Annotated in this window: 19 protein-coding genes and 2 tRNA genes; 9 read left to right on the top strand and 12 right to left on the bottom strand. The window is 34.9% G+C overall.

The window, feature by feature from the left end:
- Nucleotides 1-18 precede the first annotated feature (18 nt).
- From HMPREF0669_RS10580 to rbr, 7 genes are all read left to right on the top strand, one after another.
- Nucleotides 19-150 (top strand): hypothetical protein, encoded by a 132-nt coding sequence (locus HMPREF0669_RS10580; RefSeq protein ID WP_009227714.1) that lies wholly within the window; start codon nt 19-21, stop codon nt 148-150.
- A complete protein-coding gene (locus HMPREF0669_RS06445; RefSeq protein ID WP_369808433.1) occupies nt 150-2,456 on the top strand; it encodes a DNA translocase FtsK in 2,307 nt (768 codons plus the stop codon). Before HMPREF0669_RS10580 ends, HMPREF0669_RS06445 begins: the two co-directional genes overlap by 1 nt.
- 12 nt (nt 2,457-2,468) lie before the next feature.
- Nucleotides 2,469-3,098, top strand: coding sequence for a LolA-like putative outer membrane lipoprotein chaperone (locus HMPREF0669_RS06450; RefSeq protein ID WP_009227716.1), 630 nt, complete (start codon nt 2,469-2,471; stop codon nt 3,096-3,098).
- Between the two features lie 85 nt (nt 3,099-3,183).
- The gene (locus tag HMPREF0669_RS06455; RefSeq protein ID WP_009227717.1) at nt 3,184-4,719 is read left to right on the top strand and encodes a DUF5687 family protein; all 1,536 of its coding nucleotides are present in this window, start codon (nt 3,184-3,186) and stop codon (nt 4,717-4,719) included.
- Between the two features lie 14 nt (nt 4,720-4,733).
- The gene (gene rlmD / locus HMPREF0669_RS06460) at nt 4,734-6,155 is read left to right on the top strand and encodes a 23S rRNA (uracil(1939)-C(5))-methyltransferase RlmD (protein ID WP_009227718.1); all 1,422 of its coding nucleotides are present in this window, start codon (nt 4,734-4,736) and stop codon (nt 6,153-6,155) included.
- A gap of 36 nt (nt 6,156-6,191) precedes the next feature.
- The gene (locus tag HMPREF0669_RS06465; protein ID WP_198024642.1) at nt 6,192-7,226 is read left to right on the top strand and encodes an asparaginase; all 1,035 of its coding nucleotides are present in this window, start codon (nt 6,192-6,194) and stop codon (nt 7,224-7,226) included.
- A gap of 226 nt (nt 7,227-7,452) precedes the next feature.
- Nucleotides 7,453-7,995: a rubrerythrin gene (gene rbr, locus HMPREF0669_RS06470; protein ID WP_009227720.1), complete on the top strand. Its 543-nt coding sequence runs from the start codon at nt 7,453-7,455 to the stop codon at nt 7,993-7,995.
- Between the two features lie 611 nt (nt 7,996-8,606).
- Here the strand turns inward: rbr and HMPREF0669_RS06475 are convergent.
- From HMPREF0669_RS06475 to HMPREF0669_RS06505, 7 genes are all read right to left on the bottom strand, one after another.
- Nucleotides 8,607-9,203, bottom strand: a complete 597-nt coding sequence (locus HMPREF0669_RS06475) for an RNA polymerase sigma factor (protein ID WP_009227721.1) — start codon at nt 9,201-9,203, stop codon at nt 8,607-8,609.
- A 321-nt stretch (nt 9,204-9,524) separates the two neighbouring features.
- On the bottom strand, nt 9,525-10,901 hold the full coding sequence (locus HMPREF0669_RS06480) for a glycoside hydrolase family 57 protein (protein ID WP_009227722.1): 1,377 nt from the start codon (nt 10,899-10,901) through the stop codon (nt 9,525-9,527).
- A 43-nt stretch (nt 10,902-10,944) separates the two neighbouring features.
- Entirely contained in the window at nt 10,945-12,204 is a 1,260-nt protein-coding gene (locus HMPREF0669_RS06485; protein ID WP_009227723.1) for a glycosyltransferase family 4 protein, read from the bottom strand.
- 14 nt (nt 12,205-12,218) lie between these two features.
- Nucleotides 12,219-14,162: a glycogen debranching enzyme N-terminal domain-containing protein gene (locus HMPREF0669_RS06490; RefSeq protein WP_009227724.1), complete on the bottom strand. Its 1,944-nt coding sequence runs from the start codon at nt 14,160-14,162 to the stop codon at nt 12,219-12,221.
- 286 nt (nt 14,163-14,448) lie between these two features.
- Nucleotides 14,449-14,880, bottom strand: coding sequence for a biotin/lipoyl-containing protein (locus HMPREF0669_RS06500; protein ID WP_009227725.1), 432 nt, complete (start codon nt 14,878-14,880; stop codon nt 14,449-14,451).
- A 42-nt stretch (nt 14,881-14,922) separates the two neighbouring features.
- Nucleotides 14,923-15,084, bottom strand: coding sequence for a hypothetical protein (locus tag HMPREF0669_RS10355; RefSeq protein WP_009227726.1), 162 nt, complete (start codon nt 15,082-15,084; stop codon nt 14,923-14,925).
- Nucleotides 15,085-15,108: 24 nt separating this feature from the next.
- Nucleotides 15,109-16,662 carry an acyl-CoA carboxylase subunit beta gene (locus HMPREF0669_RS06505; RefSeq protein ID WP_009227727.1) on the bottom strand — a complete coding sequence of 518 codons (1,554 nt, stop codon included), beginning with the start codon at nt 16,660-16,662 and terminating at the stop codon, nt 15,109-15,111.
- A gap of 206 nt (nt 16,663-16,868) precedes the next feature.
- On the opposite strand from HMPREF0669_RS06505, the gene HMPREF0669_RS06510 reads away from it, so the two are divergent.
- A tRNA-Lys gene (locus tag HMPREF0669_RS06510) sits at nt 16,869-16,941 on the top strand.
- A 20-nt stretch (nt 16,942-16,961) separates the two neighbouring features.
- Nucleotides 16,962-17,034: transfer RNA gene (locus HMPREF0669_RS06515), tRNA-Lys, on the top strand.
- A 182-nt stretch (nt 17,035-17,216) separates the two neighbouring features.
- Here the strand turns inward: HMPREF0669_RS06515 and HMPREF0669_RS06520 are convergent.
- The 5 genes from HMPREF0669_RS06520 to ileS form a co-directional block, all read right to left on the bottom strand.
- Entirely contained in the window at nt 17,217-18,866 is a 1,650-nt protein-coding gene (locus HMPREF0669_RS06520) for a dipeptidase (RefSeq protein ID WP_009227728.1), read from the bottom strand.
- Nucleotides 18,867-19,075: 209 nt separating this feature from the next.
- Nucleotides 19,076-19,888, bottom strand: coding sequence for a DUF4296 domain-containing protein (locus HMPREF0669_RS06525; RefSeq protein WP_044045661.1), 813 nt, complete (start codon nt 19,886-19,888; stop codon nt 19,076-19,078).
- Nucleotides 19,889-19,974: 86 nt separating this feature from the next.
- Nucleotides 19,975-20,637, bottom strand: a complete 663-nt coding sequence (locus HMPREF0669_RS06530) for a lipoprotein signal peptidase (protein WP_009227730.1) — start codon at nt 20,635-20,637, stop codon at nt 19,975-19,977.
- 15 nt (nt 20,638-20,652) lie between these two features.
- Complete coding sequence (locus tag HMPREF0669_RS06535; protein WP_009227731.1) at nt 20,653-21,033, bottom strand: molecular chaperone DnaK; 381 nt, start codon at nt 21,031-21,033, stop codon at nt 20,653-20,655.
- A 39-nt stretch (nt 21,034-21,072) separates the two neighbouring features.
- On the bottom strand, nt 21,073-24,651 hold the full coding sequence (gene ileS, locus HMPREF0669_RS06540; RefSeq protein ID WP_009227732.1) for an isoleucine--tRNA ligase: 3,579 nt from the start codon (nt 24,649-24,651) through the stop codon (nt 21,073-21,075).
- Nucleotides 24,652-24,882 lie beyond the last annotated feature (231 nt).

Here is a 24,882-nt window from a genome sequence, read left to right on the forward strand (position 1 = left end):
AAATTAAAGTAAAGAAAGATGGCAAAGAAAAAGGTTGATAAGAAACCACAAAACATAAGCGAAGCAATAGGTCTTCAAAACATTGTCAACAATGAAAAGGTTGACTTTATTATAGGTCTTTTTTTGTTGTTTTCTCTATTGTTTTACTAATCGCTTTTGTATCGTATTTTTATACTGGTAAAGCCGATCAAAGCATCTTAGAAGACTTAAGACCAGGGGAATGGCTCAACAACGACGATTTGTTTCAAAATAGATGTCGAAGCTTTGGAGCTATATTATCTTATTACTTTATCACTAAAGAGTTTGGTCTAGCAGCTTTCATCATTCCTTTTTTCTTTATACTTATAGGACTTAAAATGATGAAAGTGTATAGAATTAGCCTATGGAAATGGTTCTTTGGCAGTTCTCTCACTATGATTTGGAGTTCTATTACCTTGTCAAAGTTCTTAACACCTGTGATGGATGACCAGGTATTTAACCCAGGTGGAGGACATGGCTTGTTTTGTGTTCAGCACATAGAAAATGTAATTGGCACTCCAGGTCTTATCGCTTTATTGCTCATTACTGCTATTGCTTTTCTTACATACCTTACTTCTGAAACAATCAACATCATTAGAAAGCTTCTTAATCCAGTGAAGTTCTTAACAGATAGGATTCGTTTCACTGTTACAAACAATGAACCTGAGGAGAAGGTTGCAGAACAAGTAAAAACAGAACCTATTGTTGAACCTGTGATAGAAGAGCCTATTCAGGAGGAAATAAGAGAGGAAGAAACAGCCGAAACGGTTATGCTTTCTCCTGAACTTGTCCCTACGCCTACTAAAAAAGAAATGCCAGAACCAGTTGAACAAGAAGATATTTTAACTGTTGAGGTGGCTTCTAAAACTGAAGAGGCTAAGGGCTCAAAACTTACTATTGAAGAGATTATGAAGACTCCTATCAACCCAAAGGAACCTTTCACACGCTATAAATATCCAACCTTGAACCTACTTAAGAAATACGATAATGATGGTAAGCCTCAAGTTGATATGGACGAGATTAAAGCAAACAATGCAAGAATTGTTGAAGTGCTTAACAGTTTCGGCGTAGCAATCAGAGAAATCAAAGCTACTGTGGGTCCAACTATCACACTGTATGAAATTACTCCTGCAGAAGGTGTTCGTATTTCAAAAATCAGAAACCTTGAAGACGACATTGCATTAAGTCTTTCTGCTCTTGGAATTCGTATCATTGCACCAATTCCAGGAAAAGGAACTATTGGTATTGAAGTGCCGAATAAGAAGGCTAACATCGTTTCGATGGAAAGTATTTTAAATTCAAAGAAGTTCCAAGAAACAACAATGGACCTTCCACTTGCTATCGGAAAGACCATTACTAACGAGGTGTATATGGTAGACTTAGCGAAGATTCCTCACCTATTAGTTGCGGGTGCAACAGGTCAAGGTAAATCTGTTGGTTTGAATACCATCATCACTTCGCTCCTATATAAAAAGCACCCAAATGAATTAAAAATTGTTCTTGTAGACCCAAAGAAGGTTGAATTTAGTGTATATGCACCTATTGCAGACCACTTTATGGCAACAGTTGCAGGCAATGAAGATGAACCTATCATTACAGATGTAACTAAAGTTGTGAATACTTTGAACAGCTTAACAACCTTAATGGACGCAAGATACGACCTTCTTAAGATTGCTGGAGCTCGTAATATCAAAGAGTATAATCAGAAATTTGTTAATCATCAACTCGATTTAACTAAGGGACACGAATATATGCCTTATGTTGTTGTGATTATAGACGAGTATGGTGACTTGATAATGACAGCAGGAAAAGAGATAGAATTACCAATTACTCGTATTGCACAGTTGGCTCGTGCGGTTGGTATTCACATGATTATTGCGACTCAAAGACCAACAGCTAACATCATTACAGGTAGTATTAAAGCCAATTTTCCAGGTAGAATGGCTTTCAAAGTAAGTTCTATGACCGACTCAAGAACGATTCTTGATCAAGCGGGTGCAAACCAATTAATTGGTAGAGGTGATATGCTTATACTCGACGGAAATCAACCAGTACGTGTACAATGTGCATTTGTTGATACTCCTGAGATTGAAGTTATAAATAAATATATAGCTGAACAACCTGGACCACAGGTTCCTTTAGAGCTTCCAGAGCCCAAAACAGAAGCACAAGTGGGTGGTGTTGGAAATGGAAGTGGTGACATTCAAAATCTAGACCCCTTCTTTGAAGAGGCTGCACATGCTATTGTTATATCACAACAAGGCTCTACAAGTATGATCCAAAGACGCTTCTCTATTGGCTATAACAGAGCAGGTAGGCTCATGGATCAATTACAAGCAGCTGGAATTGTGGGCGAAGCGCAAGGTAGTAAGCCAAGAGATGTACTTATTACTGATGAGAATTCTTTGAATATTTTATTGGCAAAAATACGATCATAAATTATTACTAATATGAAAAAGATATACAATCTAAAAACACTTATCATGGTCTTTTCACTCGCTTTCTTTACTTTAGGAAAGACTTATGCACAAAAGGAGAAGAAAGCTCGTGAGATCTTAGACAAAACTTCAGTTGTTGTTGCTGCTCCAAATGGCGTGCATGCGAACTTTAAGGTATCATCAACTGCGGGCATTAGTATAAGTGGAAACATCTCAATAAAGAAAAATAAGTTCTGTGCTTCCACAACACAAGCAACCATTTGGTATGACGGAACAACTCAATGGACTTATCTAAAGAATAACAATGAAGTGAACATCACTAAGCCAAATGCAGCAAAGCAGGCTTCAATGAACCCTTATGCATTTATCCATTTATATAAGAAAGGATATAAATTAGATTATACTGCAACAAAAACAGACTATAAAGTGCATCTAAAAGCAACTGATGCTGCCCATACTTTAAAAGAACTTTACATCACAATCAACAAACATTCGTATGTTCCTTCTGCTGTAAAATTCATGCAAAATAGCACATGGACAACCATTTCTATTAGTAATTTCCAAGCTAGAAACATTGCAGATAAGGCATTTACATTTAATTCTAAAGATTTTCCAACAGCAGAAGTAATCGATTTAAGATAAGCTTTCAAACCTATTTTGAGTTTCTTTGAGAGTCTACGTTATGGGGTTCTCTCTTTGAAATACAATTTGGTAAACAAGCAACTAAATGACAAAAGAACTTTATAAAAGATTAAACGAACTATTTAAAGCATATCGAATTCTTTGTAATCACAAGTTAACTGCATCTAAAAGAGCTATTGATTACAAAGAAAACAGATATGCTAAATGGTTTATTTACCTTGGTTTTATCTTTCTCTTTGCCTATATTTGCTTACTTTCTGTCGGCTTATCGTTTATAAAAAAGCAAATAACAGAAGTAAATGAGATGGTGTTTTTCTTTGGATTATTACCTATTTTTTCACTAATAGACTTTCTTGGACGACTTTTTATGAGACAATCTACATCACATTTGATAAGACCCTATCTCCTAAGTCCATTAAAAAGAAAGGATATTATACTATCTTTTATTCTGCAATCAATATCTAAATTCACCGATAAAATATTCTTTGCATTGGGCATTCCATATGGTTTTATTAATATTCTTCCAACTTATGGGGTGACAACACTTATTCTTTTCCTTCTTTCTTTCTATATTTTTGTAGTGTTAAATAGCATCTGGTATAACCTATTCCATTCGCTTTTTAATCACAATGGGCTATTTTTCGCCCTCCCCATTTGTTTTTATTTAGGAGCACTTTCTGTAAGTTTATCAAACCAAAGTAATATTATCATTCAATTCATTCAATTCTATGGAGTAACAGGTAGCATATTTATTGCTCACCCTCTCCGCTTTATTCTCTTACAAGTACTTATCATTTGCCTACTTATAGCGATAGATTGCAAGGTGGATTTTTATATATTCGAGACTCAACTAACACAAGATAACAATAAAAGGACAAGACTTATAGGTTCAACAAGTGCCTTTTCATCAGGAACTTCCCTGCACCATTTCATACAATTAGAACTCTTTCAGGTTCTAAGAAATGAGAATCCACGAAAGAAAATCATCCGATCAATCATTCTTTCGATTGTCTTTGCACTACTATCTGTGTTCCCTCAAGACTCAGCTTACGGTTTTCAACAATGTTTTTATATCAGTTATGCGATACTTATAATAGGCTTCAGAAACCTATCAGCTACGATGTCGTATGAAGGAAACTATTCTAGTGCAATTTTCTTTTATAAAGATTTCATCTATCAGCATATGAGAGCAAAGTACATTTTAAATGCAACAATGCTTCTGATTCCCACAACCATACTCTTAATCGCAACGAAGTGGAATCATATCAGCGTAACTTTCATTATTGGATATGCCCTTTTTACTATAGGAGTTCAATATTTCTTTGTACTTCTTCTCACCTTATTTAATAAGCAAACAGTTGAGTTAAACAACAAAAATACGACAGGAGGCAGGAAGAACACTAACTACGTGTTAGTTATTGTTGCTATTTTTCTATTCTTCATTCCATCACTTTTCATTACAACACTTCAAAAAAACGCTTCCGAAACAACAACAGAAATAATATTAACAATATGCGGACTTATCTTCATAGCAACCCATAAGCTATGGATAAGAGCCATTAGTAATCGAATAAATAATAACCATTATACCTTTATTGAAGGGTTTAATGCTTCAAGATAATTATACATCAACACATGAGCAGAAAGAAAAAACAATTACCATTATTAGAGAATATCACAATAACAGACGTTGCTGCTGAAGGAAAAGCATTGGCACGAGTAGACGATATGGTTATTTTCATTCCATTCGTAATACCTGGAGACGTTGTTGATGTACAGATAACAAAGAAAAGAAAGAGTTATTGTGAAGGTCGAGTTGTACGCTTTATTCAATATAGCGATAACAGAAAAGAGCCTTTTTGTCCTCATTTTGGTATTTGTGGCGGATGCAAATGGCAAATACTTCCTTACGAAGACCAGCTTAAAGCCAAGCATCAACAAGTATACGACCAACTTTCTCGTATTGGAAAAATCGAACTTCCAGAGTTCAATTACATTCTAGGATCAGTGCAAACAATGCAATATCGCAATAAATTAGAGTTCGGTTGTTCTAACAAAAGATGGTTAACTCAAGAAGATATCGACTCTAAGAAGACCTTTGATAATATGAATGCTATTGGTTTTCATATCACTGGAGCCTTCGATAAAATATATCCTATCACCCAATGTCAACTCATGGATGATCTACAAAACCAAATAAGGAACCACATCTATGAGTATGCGATCAAGCAAAATATTTCTTTTTACGATCTAAGAAACCAACACGGACTATTAAGAAGCATTATGGTTAGAAACTCTAACAATAATGAATGGATGGTACTTGTGCAGTTTAGATTTGACCAAAGCAATGATAAAGAAAAGGCATTAGCACTTCTTGAAGACCTTTCTAACCACTTTCCACAAATAACTTCATTGTTATACGTAGACAATCAGAAGTGCAACGACACGTTTAGCGACTTAACTGTGGAAGTGTATAAGGGCAATAATTATATCTATGAGTTGATGGAAGACCTTAAATTTAAGGTGGGACCAAAGAGCTTCTATCAAACTAATACCGAGCAAGCTTATCATCTTTACGATGTAACCCGTAAGTTTGCAGGACTCACAGGCAATGAGTTAGTATATGATTTATATACTGGAACAGGTACAATTGCAAATTTCGTTGCTCCTAAAGCTAAGAAAGTCATTGGTATAGAGTATGTCCCTGAGGCTATTAAAGATGCGAAAGTAAATAGTCAAATCAATAATATTAACAACACTTTGTTCTATGCTGGCGACATGAAAGATATCTTATCTCAAGAGTTTATCGAAGAGCATGGACGCCCTGAGGTGATCATTACCGACCCACCAAGAGCAGGAATGCACCCTGATGTAATTCAAACTATCTTATCTGCAGCCCCTAACCGCATTGTATATGTTAGTTGTAATCCAGCTACTCAGGCCAGAGATTTGGCAGACTTCAACAAAGACTATAAGGTAACTGCTGTGCAACCTGTTGATATGTTTCCACATACTCCACACGTTGAGAATGTTGTTTTACTTGAAAGAAGAGCATAATAAAATATTTTAAGTCTACAAAAAGAATAATATATGATGACACGCAAAGGTAAAGTATTGCTCATTTACACTGGTGGAACCATTGGAATGGGTGTTAACCACACTACAGGTGCATTGCATCCGCTAGACTTTAACAACTTTTTAAATAACGTCCCTGAGTTTAAATACTTAAAAACAGCAATTGACACCTATCAGTTCACACCACCAATAGATTCTAGTGATATGACACCTGAACTATGGACACGTCTTGTTTCATTAATTGAAGAGAAATATAGTCAATACGATGGTTTTGTTATTCTTCACGGAACAGACACCATGTCATACACAGCTTCTGCCCTTTCGTTCATGATTGAGAACCTAACAAAACCCATCATACTTACAGGAAGTCAACTTCCTATAGGTCAATTGCGCACAGATGGAAAAGAAAATCTCATCACTAGTATAGAATTAGCAGCATCGCACAACAAAGAAGGCTATCCTTTAGTACCCGAAGTGTGTATCTATTTCAATGGACAACTTATCAGAGGAAACCGAAGCACCAAACGAAATGCAGATGGTTTCGATGCTTTCGATAGTTTCAACTATCCCCGTTTATGCGACGTAGGTGTTAATATTCGATTTCACGACCATGCTATTATTAAGCCAAACTATAGCAAACCAACTGTTATACACAAGGATTTGAACCCGAATATCGTTATACTTTCACTTTTTCCAGGCATACAAGAGAATATAACAAAGCACATTTTCGATGCTCCAGAGCTTGAAGGTGTAATCATAAGAAGTTATGGAAGTGGTAATGCTCCACATCAACAATGGCTCATGAACCTTCTTTCTAAAGCCTCAGAACGTGGAGTTACTATTGTAAACATCAGTCAATGTATATCGGGAAAGGTTGAAATGTACCGCTACGAAACAGGCCATCAGCTTCAAAGTGCAGGCGTTATTAGTGGTTTCGACTCTACTGTTGAGGCGGCAGCAACAAAGCTTATGCACCTAAAAGCAATGAACTTGCCCAATGAAGAACTAATCCGTTTAATGCAAATTCCCCTTGCTGGAGAGATAACAATATAGTTATTAGCTGTGTTAAAGCCGTTTAAATCGGTAACTTTTATATAAAATAAGATATATCAAAAGAATATTTTTATTACTTTTGCAATAAGAATATAACACAAGTACAATAACATTAGTATCGAATAAGCCTTTTATTATAAGGTAATAGTAAAGCGTAACAACTTGAGTGCTATGCACTTAATGTTCCAAAGAATTATACATTTATACAAATTAAATACCAAACATTATGAAAGAACTTAAAGGAACAAAAACAGAAAAGAATTTAAAGGAAGCCTTTGCAGGTGAGTCTCAAGCAAAAACCAAGTACGAATACTTCGCAGCTAAGGCTCGTAAAGATGGTTACGAACAAATTGCTGCAATCTTTGAAGAGACTGCAATCAACGAAAGAGCACACGCAAAGATGTGGTTTAAGTATCTTGAAGGAGGCGATATTAAATCTACTGCAGAGAATTTAGTAGAGGCTGCGAATGGTGAAAACTATGAGTGGACCGACATGTATGACCGTATGGCACGTGAAGCTGATGAGGAAGGATTCCCTGAAATCGCACGTCAAATGCGTGGAGTTGGTGCTATTGAGAAGAGACATGAAGAGCGTTATCGCAAGCTTCTTCAAAACATTAACGACGAAGTAGTATTCTCTCGTGACGGGGATTGCATCTGGGTTTGTCGTAATTGCGGTCATCTAGTATTTGGCAAGAAGGCGCCAGAGGTTTGTCCTGTATGCCGTCACCCAAAAGCTTTCTTCGAATTAGAAGCTAACAATTATTAATAGTAAATTTTATTCACTATATAAGTTGAATTTAAACACAAAATGGAAGTATACACAATACTTCCATTTTTGTCATATAAGCCCCCTTTTGAATAAAATAAACATTTAGTAGTCTGGAGTTTCCAGTCTACTTTTCTTGCCACCTGGTAAATATTATTTCGGATAAAAATCGGTAGTATCCTAAAAAAGAAGTTTATAGAGGTAGTGTTCTTAAAAAGTGTGTAAGACTAGGTACTAGTCTAAAATTTATTTCTTTTGTATTGCAGTCTAGTACAAACTTTTTGAAAGTTCTATAATCCTTTGTTTTTCGGCACTAAAAATATGTATAGCCCAAAGGAACTTACTTTTGGTTTCAAATATAATAGTTACTAGAAACTTCTTATTTGAATGAATTTGAGGCAAATATTCAGAGAAAATACCCCCAAATAGTACTTTTTAGAAGCATTCTTTATTGCAATGAATTAGAGAGAGAAATTTTACTGGACAACAATAATTCTTTTAAGCTTGTTTCTAAACAACATGCTTCCCCTTACTAAAAATCTACGATCCCGTATAAACTGGATTTTGTCATATTAGCCAATTTTTTGTTTATTGTTTTGTTTGGGATTATATCAATCTAAATTCAAAGTTATATTATTTGTCTTTACCATCCTTCGTAAATTAAGTATTGCATAACGCATTCTACCCAAAGCTGTATTTATACTCACATTAGTAATTTCTGCAATTTCTTTAAACGATAGCTGCTGAAAAAAACGCATAAACACCACTTCACGTTGAAGAGTTGGAAGCATATCAACCATGTGTTTCACATCTTTCAATACTTGTTGATTAACATAATGGTTCTCAATACAACTATCCATAAGCGATAAACTCACTGCATTTTCGAACTCATTTGTATCAATATTATTAATATATTTATCGTTTTTAGAACTTCTATAGAAATCCATTATGGTATTATGTGCCACGGTTACTAGCCATGCTCCAAACCTTCCGTTTATACAATACTTCCCTTCATTAAGCTTAGTAATTACTTTTATGAAAGTTTCTTGAAATAAATCGTCAGCTAAAGCATGGTCTTTCACAATAAAGAAGATGTAAGAAAACAATTGTTCTTGATTTCTTGAAAGTAACAAATCAAAAGCTTTGTTGTTTCCATTTATATAAGATAACGCCAATTCTTCATTGGTCATTTCATGTAATTTCTTCATGTCTTATTAGTTCTGATGAAGTAAATATTTCTCTATAGGCTTTTCTTTATTGTTTTACTTATAATAATTTGAATAGAACAAAGGTAAATAAAAAGATTGATTTAAACAAATTATTAATATAAAAAGAGGTTGGTGCAGGATGCAACCAACCTCGGAGGATGATTTCAATAATGTCGAAATCTAAAAAATAACGTGACAAATATAAATATAATATTTGATATCTCAAAATTATTTATAAAGAAATTTCAACATCATATTAATTGATTTTAATACAAAAACTATTCAACAATATTTATTTTAACAGAATTGCATAAATAATATTTATTCTTTATTTCTTTCTGTTGCATTTTTTTTTATCTTTTTCTTAGAACTAATCTCTTTAGGAATTTTTCCTTTCTCTTTTTCTATTTTTTCTATTTTTGTTTGAAGTCTAATAATTTCTTTTTCACGAATAGCAATTTCTTCACCTTGATTCTTAATTGTCGTTAGAAGACTATTCAGTTCTTCATTATCAATTTCTTCAGGATACAAGCTGTTTACACGATTTATAAAATCGCCAAGAATATTCATGTAGTTGGTAAATGCATCAAAAGCATTATCGTAAATACCTCTACCAAACATTACACTTGATGGCTTTGTACTCATAAATCTAAAGTTATTAGAAGCTTGAAGGTAATCCCAGTCTTGCTTAATACGTGGTTCATTGGTTATTCTTACACGCTCTGCAATACTATAAAGTTTTTCAAATGCCTCACGTTGCATTGGATTTCCTAACCAACAACTCAAATTTCTTTCTTCATCTGCCCATGATATTGCATCTGGGACATGCAATTCTCCAACACTCTTAAGTTTCATACAAATCTCTGAAGGTGTTGAGAACGTTATTCCTTTTTCCTTTGCCTGAGTAGGTAGAGCATGTAAAAACTCCAGAATATTACTTGATAAAGGTTGAGCAATTCCTAGAGCTGATAATTCCATAAACAAGTTAATAACTTGCTCATCCTCAGGAAGTATTGTTATTTTATTAATGTACTTATCTGCAAACAAAGGATATTCATCCCAAGAACTATTATTAAAACGAAGAGATATATCATCACTTAAAGTCACATCTCTTAATAAAAGTTTTAACTTTGGGGTAAGAGCACAATTATATAAATAATGTGGCGACTTCCAACCTAACACATGTTTTGCACCTTCAGTCAATGCTCCAATAAAGCCCATTTGCTGCATTTGCAAGCCAATATCATCACTATAGATAAGTGAAGAGTTTCTGATTACCTTAGGAGTTTGTCCAAAATAATCCTTTATTTTAACACATTGTTTTTTTACTTCCTCAACAAAACATTCTTCATTTGTTAGTGAAGACAAACCATGCGAATAGGGTTCTGCCAAAAACTCCACACAACCTGTTTCGTTAAGTTGCTGCAACTTATCTAAAACTTGTGGTGCATGCATCTCTAATTGCTCTATTCCCACACCTGATAAAGAAAAGGCAACTTTAAAAAACTTGCCATTTTCTTTAATCATCTTGTGAAGAGTTTCGAGAGCAGGCATATATGATTTCTCGGCAATATCATTTATTGTGCGTTCATTTTCATAATCATCATAGTAATAATGATCGGTACCAATGTCAAAAAAACGATAGCGTTTTAAGTGAGTTATTTGGTGAATTTCGAAATAAAGACAGATTGTTTTCATAGCTATTTCTATTGATATTTTTTTGTTTTGCAACTATAATACTTTAAAGAACACGTTCATATAGTTCTCTAATCCACAAACCAACTTTTGCCCAAGTTATTTGATTTACTTCTTTCAAACCTTCTTCTTGTAGATAATCAAATAAACTATCATTGTGACAAATTGAGTAAATAGCGTCTGCCATAGCGTGTATGTCCCAATAATCTACCTTTATACAATTGGTCAATATCTCAGAACAACCACTTTGTTTAGATATTATAGTTGGAGTTCCACATTGCATAGCCTCTAAAGGTGATATTCCAAAGGGCTCACTAACTGATGGCATGACGTAAACATCGGAGTTTTTTAAACATTCATACACTTCTTTTCCTTTCATGAAGCCAGGAAAATGAAATCTATCTGCAATTCCTTTTTTTGCTGCAAGTTTAATCATTTTATTCATCATATCACCACTGCCAGCCATACAGAATCTAACATTTCTAGTTCTATGTAATACCATACTTGCTGCTTCAACGAAATATTCAGGTCCTTTTTGCATTGTAATACGACCTAAGAACGTTACAATTTTATCTTTGTCTTTATGGTTTTGACGTGGAATAGCTCGTATTTCTTCTGATAAAGGATAAACAGCATTGTGTACTGTAAATACTTTTCTTGGATCTTGGTGATATTGATTGATAACCGTTTGACGTGTTAGTTCACTTACACACATGATGCAGTCTGCATGATCCATTCCATCTTTTTCAATAGAATAAACGGTTGGATTCACTTGTCCACGTGATCTATCAAAGTCGGTTGCATGCACATGTATACACAAAGGTTTACCAGATATGCGTTTTGCATGAATGCCTGCAGGATACGTTAACCAGTCATGTGCATGAATAATATCATACTCTTGCTGTCTACTTACGACTCCTGCAACAATTGAATAATTATTAATTTCATCGTGTAAGTTGTCTAAATACTTACCAGAAAATTCAATACAGCCAAGTTCATTAAGCTGCATATAGTTAAAATCTGCATATATATTATTACGCAAGTCATAATATACTTCAGGCGACATTACATGCCCTATGCGTTCTTTTAGATAGTCTTCAGAAACATCTCTCCATGCAATTGGCACGCAATTCATGGCTATAATATTTGCAGCCTTTTTATCTTCATCACCCCAAGGACGTGGCAAACAGAATGTAATTTCCATGTCACCTTGAGCATGGAGGCCTTCAGATATACCGAAACTTGCTGTTCCTAATCCTCCAAGAATGTGAGGTGGATACTCCCATCCGAACATTAATACTTTCATGTTTCAGCCCTCTCTTATTTAAAGTTATATTTTTCTAGTAACTCAAGTGTTCTTAATATCTCTGCAACATTCATAGCAAAAGATATTGCTCCACGCCCTTTAAAGGGGGGATTACCATCGAACAACTCTGGAATAGTGCCCAAACAATGATTGGTCATCTCGTCTTCATAACCCACCATTTGGCGCTCTATAAAGCTTAATCGAGTATGTTTAAATAGTTTTAGACACGCTTCCATATAGAAACCACCTAGCCATGGCCATGCTGTTCCTTGATGATAGGCGTAATCTCGTTGCGTTTGAGGACCGGTATACATTGGGTTGTAACCACCACTCTTTGGAGATAAGGTTCTTAAACCCTTAGGAGTTAATAGTTCTTTGGTACATATTTCTATAATACCTTTCTTTTGTTCTTGTGTTAATGGAGAGTAATCAAGAGCTGCAGCAAATATCATATTAGGACGAACGCTCCAATCTATCATGTTACCATCAACGTAATCAAAGAGATAACCATAATCATTTAAGAAAGTATTTACAAATGATTGCTGGCATTTCTCTGCAATTGCAAGAAGCTTTTCAGTAAATTCTTTATTCGTTTCTTCTAGGAGTTTAGACACAAACATTAGAGCATTATACCACAAAGCATTAAACTCAACGATATAACCTGTACGTGGAATAACAGGTTTACCATTAACTGTAGAGTTCATCCATGTTACTGCTTTATCTCGTCCGTTGGTCTTTAATAAGCCTTGTTCATCAAGAAATAAGTTTGAATGTTTATTATTAATAATGAAATCAATAAGATCATGAAGAAGTTTTCCGTATTTTTCAAGACACTTTTCTTTTCCTTCTTCTTTTGAATATTGTTGAATAGCCCATATTGCCCATAACAAAACGTCTGGTTGTTCCATTTCATATATGTCTACAGACAAAGGCTTTCCTTCCATAAATTCTCTCAATCCGACCTCTGCTGTTTCCATAACCAACTCGAAATAGTCAGCCTCTTCAATAGAAAGCGTTAAGCCAGGAAGAGAAATAAAGGTATCTCTTGCACGACATTTAAACCAAGGATATCCTGCAAGAATATATCTCTCGTCTTTTTTACTGCGGTTATGGAACTGGTGTGCCGCATTAATTAAGCAGTGCAAGAAGTTATCTCTAGGAGATCTTTCTTCTACTTCTGCTTCAAAAAGTGATTTTAATTCTTTTGTTTTACATTCTGAAATAGAAGCAGAGAAAACGATACTTTCACCCTTCTTTATATTCATTTCGAAGTAACCTGGTACATACAAATCTTCATTTGATGCATAACCACGTTCTTGTTCCTTTGTATATTCGATACCTCTATACCAATCTGGCTGAAAAACGAATGTATTTTTCTTACTAAACTGCATATAAAGGTCGGGATAACCTTCATACATCCGGGTTTTAATACCATTGGTCACCGCAAAATAATCACGACTAGCCACCGAGTTTTCGTGTGTAAATTGTCTTACACTTCTAAACGCTAAGAATGGTTTAAAACGCAAAGTTGTAGTAGAGTGAGCATCAACTAAAGTGTAACGAATAAGTATTCGATCTTCATAATGCTGAAAAACAACTTCTTTTTTCAAGATTACTCCACCTACACGATATAGAGTTGTTGGAACTTTATCGCAGTTAAACTCTCGAATATACTTATGTCCTTTAGGACTATAGTTATCTCCTTGATATTTATGTAGCCCAAGATTAAATTCTGCTCCATGCTGAATTACGGTAACATCCATTGAAGATAACAATACATGGTTCTCTTCATCAAGTTTAGGAATAGGTATTACAAGTAGTCCATGATACTTGCGAGTGTTACAATCAACGACGGTTGAGCACGAATAAGCACCCGAACGATTTGTTCTGAGCAACTCTCTTGGGAGTGCTTCCTCTAAATTCGTTATCAAGGATTTCTCAAAGTGCAAATAACTCATAGGTTCTTTAAGGTTTAATGTGTTTCTTAATAAAATTGTTTAGTATAATAACAGATAAATTTTCTATTATGAATTCAAAGTTAAATATTTTATTCTTATTTACAAAAGAAATGATATTTATTTTATATGCTATTTTCTTGGCAATAGATATTATTGCTATCTGATAAACATGTTCATTATATAAAAAATATCCCAAAAGTTTAATTATAAAACTTTTGGGATACAAATTATGACTATTGTCAGTTTTTTTATAATATCTAATAAAATAAATACTTCTATTCTTTTATTATTCAATTACAACTAATGCTGTATCTTCAAGAACATTCTCACCCACCTTCACTAAAATTGCAGTAACCTTACCTGCCTTTTCAGCCTCAAGATTGTTTGCCATCTTCATCGCTTCAAGCACTACAACAGTGTCGCCAACAGCAACAGTATCGCCAACAGCAACAGGAATGTCACGAATTACACCTGGAAGAGGAGCCTTAACAGCGTTGTCTGTATTTACATTTGCAGCAGAAGTTGTGGTTGAGTCACTCTCTTCAGCTTTGTTTTCTGCTTTTCCAAGAACTACTTTTTTCTTTTCAGGTTCAGACTCTTTCTCCATTTCAACTTGAAAAGAATCACCATTTACAGTTACATTGGCAACATTGTCTACTACTTCATTGATAGCAACTTTATATTCTTTTCCGTCTATGATATATTTATATTCTTTCATTTCTACAATTTTTATTTTGTCATTGTAACATTTACTAGTTCCTTATCGTACTGGCTTTTGAGTGAAAGAAAGGAACTTTGCATTCCACATTGTTTGCTTTTGCTTAATAGTTATAATGCCCGACTCTTTATCGTGTACGTTATTTCCTTTAAATTCGTGAAGTGCTAAAGCAATGGCTGCATAAACATTTTTATCTTTAACCATATAAATTATACTTTTAAGTTTAAATTACATTGGCATACAACCATGTTTCTTAGCTGGCAATGATTGACGTTTATTTGCCAATTGAGCCAAACCTCTACAAATACGGAAACGTGTATTGCGTGGTTCAATCACATCGTCAATATAGCCATATTGTGCTGCTTGATAAGGATTAGCAAACATTTCTGTATATTCTTCTTCCTTTTCTGCAAGGAAAGAACGTGGATCTTCGTGTGTCTTAGCTTCTTTTGCATAAAGAACTGCAACCGCTCCACCTGCTCCCATCACTGCGATTTCAGCAGAGGGCCATGCGAAGTTTAAGTCTGAACGTAATTGTTTACAACCCATCACGATATGAGAACCACCATAACTCTTACGTAAGTTTATCGTAATTTTAGGCACAGTAGCTTCTCCATAAGCATAAAGAAGTTGCGCACCATGAAGAATTACAGCGTTATATTCTTGTCCTGTTCCAGGTAAGAATCCAGGAACGTCAACTAAAGACACAATTGGAATATTAAAAGCGTCACAGAAACGAACGAAACGAGCACCCTTTCTAGAAGCATTTACATCAAGAACACCTGCATAAGCAGAAGGTTGATTCGCAACGATACCAACGCTTTGTCCATTGAAACGTGCAAAACCTGTAATGATGTTCTTAGCAAATTTAGGTTGAACTTCGAAGAACTCACCATGATCAGTTATCGCAGTGATAACTTTATACATATCGTATGCTTGGTTAGGATCTTCTGGTAATATTTCATTTAATGAATCTTCCATTCTATTAATTGGGTCATTGCACTCTACTACAGGTGCAGTTTCCATATTATTAGAAGGGATATAGCTTAATAATTTCTTAATAAGTGCGATGCCTTCTTCTTCAGTTTTAGCGGTAAAGTGAGTAACACCACTCTTTGTTGAGTGTACACTTGCACCACCAAGGCTTTCAGCATCAACATCTTCTCCAGTAACAGTCTTCACCACTTTAGGACCAGTTAAGAACATATATGATGTTCCTTCAGTCATAAGAGTAAAGTCTGTAAGAGCTGGTGAGTAAACAGCTCCACCTGCACATGGACCAAAAATTGCGCTGATTTGAGGAATAACACCACTAGCAAGAATGTTTCTTTCAAAGATTTCACCATAACCTGCAAGCGCACAAATACCTTCTTGAATACGAGCACCACCCGAGTCGTTTACACAAATCATAGGAGCTCCGTTCTGCATAGCCATATCCATAACCTTACAGATCTTTTGAGACATTGTTTCAGACAATGATCCGCCATTCACAGTAAAGTCTTGTGCATATACATAAACAAGCCTTCCATCTATAGTTGCACTACCAGCAACAACGCCATCTCCTAAGAATTGTTTCTTTTCCATGCCGAAGTTATGGCTACGATGAAGCTTAAACATATCGTATTCTTCAAAAGAACCCTCGTCAACCAACATGTCAATTCTTTCACGAGCGGTATATTTACCACGTTCATGTTGTTTTTCTATGGCCTTTTCGCCACCTCCGAGACGAGCTTTTTCACGCTTTGCGATAAGCTCTTTGATCTTTTCTAATTGTCTACTCATGATTATTTATGTTTCAATTATAATTCTTTATATACATTGCAAAGATAATAAATATTCCTTATATCACCACAAAAAGGTATCCAAAAGTAATATTCATAAGGAATGAATAATTATTTTTATAAAAAAGGTTGCATTTATTTTGCTATTAAACAAAAAAAGAATATCTTTGCACAGCTATTAAGAAATGGCGTAATAATTGAATGTATGCACCCTTAGCTCAGTTGGTAGAGCAACTGACTCTTAATCAGTGGGTCTAGGGTTCGAATCCCTAAGGGTGTACATTTTAATGTTATTCTTAAGCACCCTTAGCTCAGTTGGTAGAGCAACTGACTCTTAATCAGTGGGTCTAGGGTTCGAATCCCTAAGGGTGTACATAAAATAAAAAAATGTAAGAGAGTATCTAGAACTTCTCTTACATTTTTTATTTTATATAAACACAAAGGATTTTATGGGGACGTATTCTAAAAAGTGTGTAAGCCCATATTTTCTTTTCTTGGTATAAGTAAGAATAACATAAGAATAGACTTACACACTTGTAGGATATTACACCTTCTTTAATATTCAGCTGGACATTCATATTTGCCACCTGTTTCTTTTATAAGTTTGCGTGCAAAGGTATTTGAAAAGCCTGGACGTTTAACCGCTGCCCCTGTCCCCTCTGGTGTTCTTACAAATGCTCCGTTCTTCTCGGGCTTAACTGTCATATCGTTAAACTTCACAATTAGACGAACAGCAAGATCTTTCCAATGGTGCAACATCTGTTGTGCTCTATCATTACTATATTGATTCAACAAGCTAAGAGCCTTCGCTTTATCTGTGTTGTATAATGAAACTGCTTGCTTTTCGATAAAAGACTGATTGACAAAATAGCTATTCTCTAAACTATCTCTCACCTCTTTCAAGGTTGAGAACATCTGATTATAACGTGGATAAACCATATTAGAAACCCAGTTACACACCCAAAAGGCATTCTTATCTGAAAATGTTACAGCATCGGCTCCAGGTGTATTATAACATTCAGGCTGTGTTATATTACCACAATAAATAGGAGTATATGCGACCATATTACCATCATCATTACCAAACCACAACACTCCGCCAATCTCTCTAGGCAACCATGATCGCAATTGAGCAACGTAAGAGAAAGCTGTTTGCTGAGTAGATACAGGACGTTCGTTGAAATAATTCTTTCCATCTACTTTGAAACGTAGAGGAGTTGGACGATAAGGCATTTCCCAAACACCTGATCCTACACTCGAAGTATCTAGCGCAAGTGGTGTGTTTTCATAGTGATCACGCATACAAGCCATAACATCTTGCACGCTAACCTTTTTATTTGGAATAATCCATAGAGGCATATCTTCTGCATCTTTATCTTTTCCTAAAGCCCAAGGAAGATATTTATCAAAGTCATTAGCAAAATGATTAAAGAAACTCCACACACGAGCATCACAGAAACGACGACCTCCAAAGGTGGGTTTTGCATAAGTATCTCTCCACGAAAAATCTTTATCTTTTCCAGTAAACCAACCTTTTGAACGTGCAAAAGAAACAACGTCCTTAGAATAAAGCACATTAGCTTTATCAGTCATATTGAACTTTGTTATTCTACTTTGATTGGCATGAGCACATATTGCATCATCGGGCACACGCAAAGCTACCCACACGACACCTTTAGACCCTGATCCTTTACCCATCATTTCCATAATCCAAGCTTCGTTTGGATCGCATATTGTAAAGGTTTCTCCACCGCTATTGTATCCATAAGTTTGTGCTAAAGTGGTCATTATATTAATTGCTTCACGAGCAGTTTTCGAACGTTGAAGAGCTAAATAGATAAGCGAACCATAATCGAGGATACCTGTTGAGTCTTCCATTTCTTCTCTACCACCATAAGTTGTTTCTGCAATAGAGACTTGAAACTCATTGATATTACCAATAACATTATAGGTTTGAGAAGCCTCAGGAATTACTCCTTGATATTTATTAGTATCCCAGTTGAATATTTTTCGCATGGTTCCTTTAGGATGAATGCCTGCAGGATAATGACATAAATTTATAAACAAGCCATAATCATCGGCATTATAGGTACAAATAACAGAGCCATCGGCACTTGCTTTCTTTCCAACAATAAAGTTAGTGCAGGCATTTGCCATATCTACTAACCCTAAGAAAGCTGATAATAGTAATAATTTTTTCAACATATAAAAGGTTTTTAATTTGAAAACTACAATATATCTAATATTTCAAATAAGTTTATTTTTATTCTAAGAGCATGTTACAAACAAAAGAAGATAACACACTAATAAAATAAAGTAAGCTAGGATTAAATACAAAAAGAATATGATATTTATAACAACATCACTTACCATACACTCTAAACATGATAAATATAAGTTCTTTGTGTTATCTACTACTCTTCTCTTCTAATAGCTAGTGAGTCTTTTTGTACCTCTTGTGAATTCTCTTCTTTTTTATTTTCTTTCTGATGCATACGTATTAAATGGATATCTCTCAATGCCATTAATCTCAATGTTGTTGAAGTATAAGCATTGATTTCTGAACCATTGCCAAGGAGGAAGAATCCTTTTATATTCTTGACACCATACTTATTAATGTCAGTAAACTCCATTGAATAGGAGCTTGACGAACTCATACGAACGGTTTGTGATGCAATACTATCATTATTATATGTTACTGACACCACGCAAACACCATCACGCACTCCATCTTGATAAATAAATTGCGCATCAAAAGCAAGTAACAACTTATCCCCTTTATGATAGGTTGAATCTACTTTTAGCGTGAAAGAATAGAGGTTTGTAGGAGCATAAGGTGTCAGAACTATACCTTTGTCTGCTTGCCACACGTTGGTTGTATCTCCATTGGCACTATTAAACGCAGAATTGGCAAGGTTCCCTATTGCAGAGCCATTTGCTTTTGCTTCGGAAGAAAATCGTTCTGAGATATGCTCGTATATCTTTTTTAATTCATCAGCATGGCGAAGATAATACACCATAGATGAATCAAACTCAGCTGAAGTAACGTTATGCTTCTTAAGAATATTGTTCTTATAATAGTAAAGGGCAGTAGTGTCGTTTTTAAGCGATGTGATTCCTTCTGCTAAGTGATACTCATAAAGAATATCTCCAAGCTCTGAAGGTTGAATATAACGATTAGGTACACCTGGTTTGCATGTCACAAACAAGATTAAAGATATACTCATTATCTGTAATAATGCAAGATGTCTCTTTATAAATACCATTATACCTACGATCAAAAACAACAATAAATAAACTAACTAATACTTACTTAATTTTCCTCTTTCTCTTTTGATTTCTTTGAGAAGAAATTAAGACTTAAGCTTTCCATCTCTTTTCTATAAAAAAGAATGAGCAGAACAACTCCACAGCTAATTGCAGCATCTGCAAAGTTAAAAACAGGAGAGAAGAATATAAACTCATGTCCTCCCCACACTGGAACCCATCCTGGCCAAGTGGTCACTATTAAAGGGAAATAGAACATATCCACAACTTTTCCTTCTAGAAAACCTGCATAGCCTGTTCCAAAAGGAACGAGTTCTGATACATTAAAGGGAGTTGATGCATTAAAAATCAAACCATAAAACATCGAATCTATCATGTTACCTATTGCTCCTGATAGCACTAATGCAAGACAAGCAACATAACCTTTACGATGAGTTGTTTTGGTTATTTTACGAACATAAGATCCTATTGCGGTGATGGCAATAAGTCTAAAAATGCTAAGTACAATCTTATTGATAAACGTCATGCCATAAGCCATACCGTTATTTTCAATAAATGTAATCTTAAACCACGATGTAATGGGTATTGATTCACCTAAAGACATCGTAGACTTAACCTCAAACTTTATAATTTGATCAACGATTAGTATGGCCAAAACAATAAACCATACTAATCGTAAACCCGTGACATTCTTTAAAATATTTTTCACCTTGTGCTTCAATCGTTATTTTTTTCTCATTTGCTTTGATGCTACACTCAAAGTAGCATGAGGCACTGCACGTAAGCGTTCTTTAGGAATTAGCTCACCAGTGATCCTATCTATACCATAAGTTTTATTCTTGATGCGAACTAAAGCTGCCTCTAATCCTTGAATAAACTTATTCTGTCGATTCGCCATCTCAACCAACTCTTCTTTAGATTGAGTGGTACTTCCCTCTTCTAAAGCTTTGTATTTAGGAGATGTATCATCAACATCATTACTATCTGCATTCATTAATTGTCTTATCATCTCATCATAACTCTGACGAGCAATAGCAATTTTTTCATTGATTATAGTGCGGAATTCTTCCAACTCTTCATCACTATACTGAGTTTTTATAGTCATAGATTAATCCTTGTTTTAAAATTTCTAAATTACGTTCTGTTATACTTTTTGGATCTTTATATTAAGCTTAAAGTCATCAAAATCAACTTCTTCACCTTTATTAGTTGCAATTGTAATATTATCAGCTAATACTTGACCTTTGATATATTCTCCATAATGCTCAATTGCAGCCTGCATTTTGTCATTTTCTGCAACCATAATATTGATACGATCTGTTATTTCTAGACCATTATCTTTACGCATATTTTGAATACGATTAATCAACTCACGAGCCAAACCTTCTTGTAATAATTCTTCGGTTAATTCAACTTCAAGTGCAACTGTTACGTTACCTTCGTTTGCAACTAAACATCCTGGAATGTCTTCATTAATAATTTCAACATCTTCTTTTTCAAGGATTACCTCTTGTTCAGCAATAATACCAAGAACATAATTTTCCTTTTCTTTCAAGCTACGCTCTATTTCAATAATATTTTCTTGCGTTAGAGTGTTCACTTTATTAGCTATATCTTTCATTAACTTACCATATTTCTTACCAAGAGTACGGAAGTTACATTTTATTTTCTTCACTAAAACACCATCAGTCTCAATAAAGTTAAGCTCTTTTACATTTACTTCGTTTTTAACAAGCTCTGCAATTGCCTCAATATGTTTGCGTTGTTTATCATCAACAGCAGGTACCATTATCTGTTGAAGTGGCTGACGAACTTTGATATTTACCTTTCTTCTAAGAGCTAAGATCATTGAAGTTATCTTTTGAGCAATACTCATTCGCTCTTCAAGATCATGATCAATATATTCTTCTTTCGCTTCTGGATAATGCGCTAAATGGACAGAGTCGAACGCTTCACGATGTGTTGCAGACATTAAGTCGCAATATAATCTATCTGCAAAGAACGGCGCAAATGGTGCTAATAGTTTCGAAATAGTTTCCAAACAAGTATAAAGTGTTTGATAAGCACTTAATTTATCAGTACTCATTTCTTTACCCCAGAAACGTTTTCTGTTCAATCTTACATACCAGTTTGATAAATCATCATTTACAAAAGCATCTATCAAACGACCAGCCTTAGTAGGACTATATTCTGAAAGTTCCTTATCTACATTGCGAATCAATGTATGTAAGCAAGATAAGATCCATCTATCAATCTCGGGGCGGTCATTTAATGGAACCTCTTTCTCTGCAAATGAGAATCCATCAACATTAGCATAAAGAGCAAAGAATGAATAAGTGTTATATAAAGTTCCGAAGAATTTACGACGAACTTCATCAACCCCTTCTTTATCGAACTTAAGATTATCCCATGGTTCACTATTGGTCATCATGTAGAAACGTACAGAATCTGCTCCATACTTCTCTATCATATCAAATGGATTCACCACATTACCAACGTGTTTACTCATCTTATTGCCTTTAGAGTCAAGCACAAGACCAGTTGAAATAACATTCTTAAAAGCAACACTATCGAATATCATTGTTGCAATTGCATGTAGAGTGAAGAACCAACCACGTGTTTGATCTACACCTTCGTTGATAAAGTCTGCAGGGAAAGCAAGACCTTTATCTATCATATCTTTATTTTCAAAAGGATAATGCACCTGTGCATAAGGCATAGCACCTGAATCAAACCAAACATCTACAAGGTCGGTTTCACGAGTCATTGCCTTTCCTTTGCTACTAACAAGAACAATATTATCAACATAAGGACGATGAAGATCTACTTTATCATAATTCTCTTTTGAGTAATCTCCAGGAATAAAACCATTATCTTTCAATGGGTTTGAAGACATAAAGCCTACTTTTACTGCCTCTTCGACCTCATTATACAGTTCTTCTAACGAGCCAATGCACTTTTCTTCACCATCTTCATCTTTCCAAATTGGTAGTGGTGTACCCCAGAAACGAGAACGAGACAAGTTCCAGTCGTTTAGATTTTCAAGCCAATTACCAAATCTTCCTGTACCAGTTGATTCGGGTTGCCAGTTAATGGTTTTATTCAATTCAAACATTCTGGCTTTCTTTGCAGTACTCTTTATAAACCAACTATCCAATGGGTAATAAAGAACTGGCTTGTCTGTACGCCAACAATGAGGATAGTTGTGTACATGCTTCTCGATCTTGAACGCAGTTCCTTCTGACTTCATTTCAAGAGCAATAATCAAGTTGAGGTCTTCTGCAGCATTTGCAGCTTTCTCATCATATCCGTTTACATTAAATTCTGGAGCATAAGCGTTCTTCACATAATCGCCAGCATGATGTTGATAAGCCTCAACATCAATGCATTTAGAAATGAAGTTATCATCTAGTTCATCTACAGTATAATATTTACCTTGTAGATCAACCATAGGACGTGTCTCGCCTTTCTTATTGATTAAGATAATAGGGGGAATTCCTGCATCATTTGCAACCTTAGCATCATCAGCACCAAAAGTATTCGCTATGTGCACAATACCAGCACCATCTTCAGTTGTTACATAGTCTCCAGGAATAACACGGAATGCTTCTTGAGACATTTCAACAAAGCGTTCTTTTCCGTTTTCTGATGTAAATATATTTTCAGGATGTGCTTCTGCAAAACGAGTAATAAACTCTACAGCATTATTATCTAGCTTTGCACTTGGTTTTACCCATGGCATTAGTTGGTGATAATGTATTCCAACAAGCTCACTACCCTTATAACTACCAATTACTTTATAAGGAATCACGTTGTCGCCTTGCTTATATTCATTTAGAGGAAGATCTTTTCCCTCCCCACTTAAATAAGCATTTAAACGAGATTCTGCTAATATAAGAGTAACGGGTTGCGCATTATATGGATTGTATGTTTGAACTGCTACATAGTCAATATTTGGTCCAACACACAAAGCTGTATTAGAAGGAAGAGTCCAAGGTGTTGTTGTCCATGCCATAAAATATGAAGTTCCCCACTCTGTCCATTCAGTCTTTGGTTCTGCGACCTTAAATAATGCAGTTACAACAGTATCTTTTACATCTTTATAACACCCAGGTTGATTCAACTCATGACTAGACAATCCTGTTCCAGCACCAGGTGAATAAGGCTGAATAGTATAACCTTTATATAAATATCCCTTTGTATAGAATTGCTTTAAAAGCCACCAAAGAGTTTCAATATACTTATTTTCGTATGTTATATAAGGATGTTCTAGGTCTACGAAATAACCCATCTTCTCTGTCAACTCACGCCACTCTTCTGTAAACTTCATTACATTCTCACGGCATTTGTGATTATACTCTTCTACAGAGATATATTTAGCAGATGCTTTATTATCGATATCTTTCTTTGTAATACCTAGCTCTTTCTCAACACCTAACTCAACAGGAAGCCCATGTGTATCCCAACCTGCCTTACGATGAACTTGAAAACCTTTCATCGTTTTATAGCGGTTAAAAGTATCTTTAATTGCTCTTGCTAGAACATGGTGTATGCCAGGATGACCATTTGCAGAGGGTGGACCTTCAAAGAAGACAAATTCTGGACAACCTTCACGCTCTTCTATTGAGCGATGGAAGATGTCTTTAGACTGCCATGCAGCCAATATTTCATTATTGGTCTTTGTTAAATCCAGACCAGAATATTCTGCAAATATCTTACTCATATACTTAATATTGTTTTATCGTTAAATTACTAGATGACAAAGGTAACAAAAAAATATATTAACAACAAATTTTTAAAAGTCTAGTTACATTTTCTTTAAGCCTACAGGTTAAGTCTCATATGGGATTTTATAATCATAAAAGATCTGCAAATTTTATATGTAAAAAATGAAAGGATACAGATTGACAACAGATTTAGAGAGACTATCTCCTGAATAATAGAGGTTAAACTT

Origin of the sequence: Prevotella sp. oral taxon 299 str. F0039 (genome assembly GCF_000163055.2) — a bacterium.
Taxonomy (GTDB): domain Bacteria; phylum Bacteroidota; class Bacteroidia; order Bacteroidales; family Bacteroidaceae; genus Prevotella.

What these genes read in the sequence shown, in the direction of transcription:
- HMPREF0669_RS06455 (WP_009227717.1), top strand. Translation starts at nt 3,184, where the DNA reads ATGACAAAAGAACTTTATAAAAGATTAAACGAACTATTTAAAGCATAT.
- HMPREF0669_RS06525 (WP_044045661.1), bottom strand. Translation starts at nt 19,888, where the DNA reads ATGAGTATATCTTTAATCTTGTTTGTGACATGCAAACCAGGTGTACCT.
- HMPREF0669_RS06500 (WP_009227725.1), bottom strand. Translation starts at nt 14,880, where the DNA reads ATGAAAGAATATAAATATATCATAGACGGAAAAGAATATAAAGTTGCT.
- HMPREF0669_RS06475 (WP_009227721.1), bottom strand. Translation starts at nt 9,203, where the DNA reads ATGAAGAAATTACATGAAATGACCAATGAAGAATTGGCGTTATCTTAT.
- HMPREF0669_RS10355 (WP_009227726.1), bottom strand. Translation starts at nt 15,084, where the DNA reads ATGGTTAAAGATAAAAATGTTTATGCAGCCATTGCTTTAGCACTTCAC.
- ileS (WP_009227732.1), bottom strand. Translation starts at nt 24,651, where the DNA reads ATGAGTAAGATATTTGCAGAATATTCTGGTCTGGATTTAACAAAGACC.
- HMPREF0669_RS10580 (WP_009227714.1), top strand. Translation starts at nt 19, where the DNA reads ATGGCAAAGAAAAAGGTTGATAAGAAACCACAAAACATAAGCGAAGCA.
- HMPREF0669_RS06450 (WP_009227716.1), top strand. Translation starts at nt 2,469, where the DNA reads ATGAAAAAGATATACAATCTAAAAACACTTATCATGGTCTTTTCACTC.
- HMPREF0669_RS06465 (WP_198024642.1), top strand. Translation starts at nt 6,192, where the DNA reads ATGACACGCAAAGGTAAAGTATTGCTCATTTACACTGGTGGAACCATT.
- rbr (WP_009227720.1), top strand. Translation starts at nt 7,453, where the DNA reads ATGAAAGAACTTAAAGGAACAAAAACAGAAAAGAATTTAAAGGAAGCC.
- HMPREF0669_RS06485 (WP_009227723.1), bottom strand. Translation starts at nt 12,204, where the DNA reads ATGAAAGTATTAATGTTCGGATGGGAGTATCCACCTCACATTCTTGGA.
- HMPREF0669_RS06490 (WP_009227724.1), bottom strand. Translation starts at nt 14,162, where the DNA reads ATGAGTTATTTGCACTTTGAGAAATCCTTGATAACGAATTTAGAGGAA.
- rlmD (WP_009227718.1), top strand. Translation starts at nt 4,734, where the DNA reads ATGAGCAGAAAGAAAAAACAATTACCATTATTAGAGAATATCACAATA.
- HMPREF0669_RS06505 (WP_009227727.1), bottom strand. Translation starts at nt 16,662, where the DNA reads ATGAGTAGACAATTAGAAAAGATCAAAGAGCTTATCGCAAAGCGTGAA.
- HMPREF0669_RS06535 (WP_009227731.1), bottom strand. Translation starts at nt 21,033, where the DNA reads ATGACTATAAAAACTCAGTATAGTGATGAAGAGTTGGAAGAATTCCGC.
- HMPREF0669_RS06520 (WP_009227728.1), bottom strand. Translation starts at nt 18,866, where the DNA reads ATGTTGAAAAAATTATTACTATTATCAGCTTTCTTAGGGTTAGTAGAT.
- HMPREF0669_RS06480 (WP_009227722.1), bottom strand. Translation starts at nt 10,901, where the DNA reads ATGAAAACAATCTGTCTTTATTTCGAAATTCACCAAATAACTCACTTA.